The organism is Kitasatospora sp. NPDC091257, from assembly GCF_044757675.1.
Taxonomy (GTDB): Bacteria; Actinomycetota; Actinomycetes; order Streptomycetales; family Streptomycetaceae; genus Kitasatospora; species Kitasatospora lactacystinica.
In genome coordinates this window covers 1-4081 of the sequence record NZ_JBIVVI010000854.1, presented here as the reverse complement: position 1 = coordinate 4081, position 4081 = coordinate 1, and the positions used below count along the sequence as shown (strand labels likewise).

Below are 4081 nucleotides of genomic sequence, written 5' to 3'. Positions count from 1 at the left end.
CCCTCGGAGGCGTACCGGCCCGGGGTATCCGGCGGCCTGCCGCCCGCCGGTTCCGGGCCGAAGGCCGTCGTCCGCGGGTCGTCCCCGCTACTGCGGCTGCGCGCCCGACCGGTCCCCCGCGGGCGCTCCGGTGGCTGCCTGGGCGTCCGGCACGGTGCCGGTACCCACCGGGGCGTCCGGCACGGTGCCGGTGGCCGCCGGGTCGCCCACGGCCGGGTTCGCCGCCGGGTCGCCCACGGCCGGGTTCACCGACGGGTCCGCCGCGCAGCCGCCCTGCGGGCGGACCGCCGCGAACGGCGCGTCCACGCTGCCGCAGGCCGTCTCGGGCGCGGCCGCCTTGGTGTCGAACACCTTGGGCGGGACGATCGGGCCGTCGGTGATCTCCACCCGGCTGCGGTCCAGCACCTTGACCGTGGCGGTCGGACCGGTGTTCATCGCCCAGCCGTTGCTGTCCAGCCGGTAGCCGGTGATGCCGCCGGAGACGGCCTGCCCGCTGCTGTTGCCGCAGGTGCGCGGGATGAGCACGGCGTAGTCGGTGTGGACGGCGCGCAGCGGGTCGTAGACGCAGCTGCCGGAGGGCTTGTCGTTGTAGCGCAGGTCGCCGTCGGCGTCGCGCAGGCCCATGGTCAGGTTCGGGGTGACCAGCGCCAGCCAGGGTGAGCCGTCCCGCTGGACGGTGTGCAGCGCGGCCGCGGCCCGCTGCTTGGCGAGCGCCTTGCGCTGGGCGTCGGTCCGCTTGTCGGCGCCGGGCTCGCCGTCGCCGTGCAGCCAGTCGGCCAGGCCCGGCACCGCGCGGTGCCAGCGCACCTCGTGGTCGCCGGGGCGCACCGAGGTGACCATGCCGTCGTCCCAGACCACGATCGCGTTGTCGCCGGCCATCGCGAGGTAGAGCGCCTCGGCGCCCTCGCGGCGGTAGGACCAGGCCTGCTCGCCGGTCCGCTTGTGGAAGGCCTCCAGGCCGGGGCCGACCCGCAGGTCGAGGTCGGCCGAGCTGAGCGACTCGGAGTTCACCGGTGTCGCCCCGGCGTCGCCCGGTCCCGCGACCCGGTCGCCGAACGGCACCGGCTTGTTCGCGTGCGCCGCCGCTCCGGCCGCAAGGACCAGCATCACCGCCGAGGCAGGCAGGATCGAGCGGGGGGTCAGTACACGCAGCGGCTTCCAGGACACGGCCGGAGCGTACCTTTCACCGGGCACGCGAGTCAGCCCGGTTCCGCCGTCGCCGTGTCCCGCCGGGCGTCCGCCGAGCCCCGCGCGCCCTTCCCGCACGTCCACCCGCCCACCTGCGCCGTCGGCGTTCCGGCCGCCGCGCCGGGCGTTGCGGAGCGGGCCACGGGGGCCCGACAGGACCGTTACCAAGCTGATACATGACCGCGGGTCGCCGGCCTTTGCGGCAGACGGCGTTCGATCGGCGCCCACTTTAGGGTGACATTCGGCTTTTTCGTCCCCCTTCGGGCCTACTGTCGGCGAGCGGGGCGCCACGGTCCGTCCACGCCGAGACCGTGCGCCCCGCCCACGCGACGTCCGGAGGAGAGCACCATGCGAATCGGCCGCCTGACGCTGGCCGCCGCCACCCTGCTGCTGATGGCCACGGCCAGCGTCCCGGCCGGGACGCCGTTCAGCCAGACCGAACGGCACACCCTCTCCTCCGACGCCATCGAGCCCCGCGGCGCGGCCCCCCGCCCGCCGGTCCAGCGGCCGAACCACGAGCCGCCGTTCGGTGCCTTCGTCGGTTCCTGGGACGACTACATCCCGCAGATCGGCCGGTACGCGCAGTGGCTGGGCGACGCGAACATGCAGGTCGGCCACACCTATCTGGCGGGCAACGGCTGGAGCGACATCGAGGGCGAGCCGATGGTGCTCGGCCTGTGGTCGCAGTGGCGGCAGGCCGATCCGTCCCGGCTGCTGGTGCTCGGGGTGCCCATGCTGGTGCCCAGCGAGGCGAAGGTGCCGGACGGCGAGGTCGCCGACCTGCTGGCCCAGGGGGCGCGCGGGGACTTCGACGGGCACTTCCTCAAGCTCGCGCGCCGGCTGGTCGCGCTGGGCGGCGCGGACACCGTGCTCACGCTCGGCTGGGAGATGAACGGCACCACCTACACCCACCGCTGCAAGCCCGACCCGGCCGCGTGGAAGACGTACTGGCGGCGGATCGTCGGGGTGATGCGCTCGGTGCCCGGGCAGCGGTTCCGCTTCGACTTCGCCCCCAGCCGGGGCCTGGACGCCGTCCCGTGGACCAAGTGCTACCCCGGTGACGACGTGGTCGACATCATCGGCATGGACAACTACGACCAGCCGGCGGGCGGCACCTTCGACGACTACGTGCGCGAGCCGTACGGCCTCCAGGACCAGGTGGAGTTCGCCGCCAAGCGCGGCAAGCCGGTCTCGTACCCGGAGTGGGGGCTGTTCCGCAACGGCGACAACCCCGAGTTCGTGCAGCGGATGGTCGACTGGATCCGCACCCACGACACCGCCTACCAGACCGTCACCGACTACTGTCCGCACGGCTTCTTCCAGTGCGAGCGCAATCCGCGCTCGGCGGCGACGTTCAAGCAGCTGATGTCCGGTTCGAAGGGGGCGCCGACGCCGGCACCGACGGAGGCACCGGCGCCGACGGCCACCCCGGCGACGGACGTGCCCGCGGCGCCGGGCCCGCCCGCCGTGCCGGCCGCGCCCGCCGTGCCCGGGGGCAGCACCGCGCCGAGCAGGACGGCGAGCCCGTCGGCCCGTCCGGCGAAGGGCAAGTCGACGGGCCGGCCGACGGGCGCGCCGCACGCCCGGCACTGAGCACTCAGCTGCGGCGGCGGGCCAGCAGCGCTTCCTTGAGCCGGGGGAAGCGGGTGCGCAGCTGGTGCGCCGCCGCCTGCCGGGCCCGCACCGCCCCGGCGCGGACGGCCGCCGCCGGCGCCGCCCCCGCCGGACCGAGCAGCAGCCGGTGGTTGGACAGCTGGTCCGGCCGCCAGCGCTGCTTGTACGGCTCCTGGCCGCGCAGCAGGCCGAGCACCGGGACGCCCGCGCCGACCGTCTCGTCCAACGCCGCGCTGAACAGCAGCCCGGCGATGTCCAGCCGCTCGCGCAGCACCGGGTGCGCCCCGTACATGTACAGGCCGCCGAAGGACGGGCAGAGCAGCAGCAGGTTCACCGCGACCAGCTGGCCGTCCAGGTGGAACTGGTGGACGGTGGCCCTGCCGGAGCCGACCAGTCCGGTGGTGGACTCGGTCAGGTGGCTCGCGAACCGCTCGGTGCGGTGCTCGGGCGTGACGCCGCGCGCCTGCCACTGCAGGAAGTGCAGCCGCAGCAGCCCGTCCAGCGCCTGCGGGACCTCGGCCGCCGGGGTGGAGCGGACCGTCACCCCGGCCTCGGCGATCTTGCGGAGCTTCACCCGGCTGCGCTGGGCGGTCTTGCCGGGCACCCGCTTGAGCAGCCGGTCCATCGGGACGGCCGGCAGGTACTGGCAGAGCGAGTCCCGGTAGCGGCGGCGGCTGCCGCTCCAGTGCGCGTACACCCGCTGCACCGCCGCCTCGGGGTGCACCTCGCGCAGTTCCAGCCAGTGCCAGGGGCGGGTGAGCGGGAGCGCGGCGGCGAACTCGGCGGCGGCCCGGTCGGCGCACTCGTCGTCGAGCAGGACGTCGGTGTAGTCGACCAGTCCGCCGCCGAGGCCGGTCAGGCCGCCGAACGGTCCGCCGCGGCGCACGAAGGCGCCCGCGCCGACCAGCCGGCCGTCCCGGCGGACCAGCACCACGAGCAGGCTGCCCGGGCGGCCGTAGTGGCGCCACCAGGAGCGCTGCCAGTCGGCGGCCTGGAAGAAGGTGGCGGTCCGGCAGCGGCCGGCCAGGTCGTCCCACTCCTCGGCGAGGACGTCCAGGGCGTCGTCCTCGCCGTGGAGCTCGGTGGTCCAGGCCGGCGCCGTCGCCTGGGCGGGCAGGCTGCTTCTGCGGGTCTCGGTGCTCATCGCGCGCTCCCGGCGGGCGCCTTGGCCTGGGTGGCGGGCCGGTCCTCGACGGCGGGGGCCTGCTCCTCGACGGCGGAGGGCTGTTCCTCCACCGCGTCCGATAGGAGTTGCCGGCGAACAGCTCGTTGGCCGCCT

3 protein-coding genes are annotated in these 4081 nt (G+C 75.3%); 1 reads left to right on the top strand and 2 read right to left on the bottom strand.

The window, feature by feature from the left end:
* Positions 1–87: 87 nt before the first annotated feature.
* On the bottom strand, positions 88–1167 hold the full coding sequence (locus ACIQOV_RS30860; RefSeq protein ID WP_401053919.1) for a hypothetical protein: 1080 nt from the start codon (positions 1165–1167) through the stop codon (positions 88–90).
* A gap of 369 nt (positions 1168–1536) precedes the next feature.
* On the opposite strand from ACIQOV_RS30860, the gene ACIQOV_RS30855 reads away from it, so the two are divergent.
* Positions 1537–2781, top strand: coding sequence for a glycoside hydrolase family 26 protein (locus tag ACIQOV_RS30855; protein WP_401053918.1), 1245 nt, complete (start codon positions 1537–1539; stop codon positions 2779–2781).
* Positions 2782–2785: 4 nt separating this feature from the next.
* Here the strand turns inward: ACIQOV_RS30855 and ACIQOV_RS30850 are convergent, their stop codons facing one another.
* Complete coding sequence (locus tag ACIQOV_RS30850; protein ID WP_401053916.1) at positions 2786–3946, bottom strand: GNAT family N-acetyltransferase; 1161 nt, start codon at positions 3944–3946, stop codon at positions 2786–2788.
* Positions 3947–4081 lie beyond the last annotated feature (135 nt).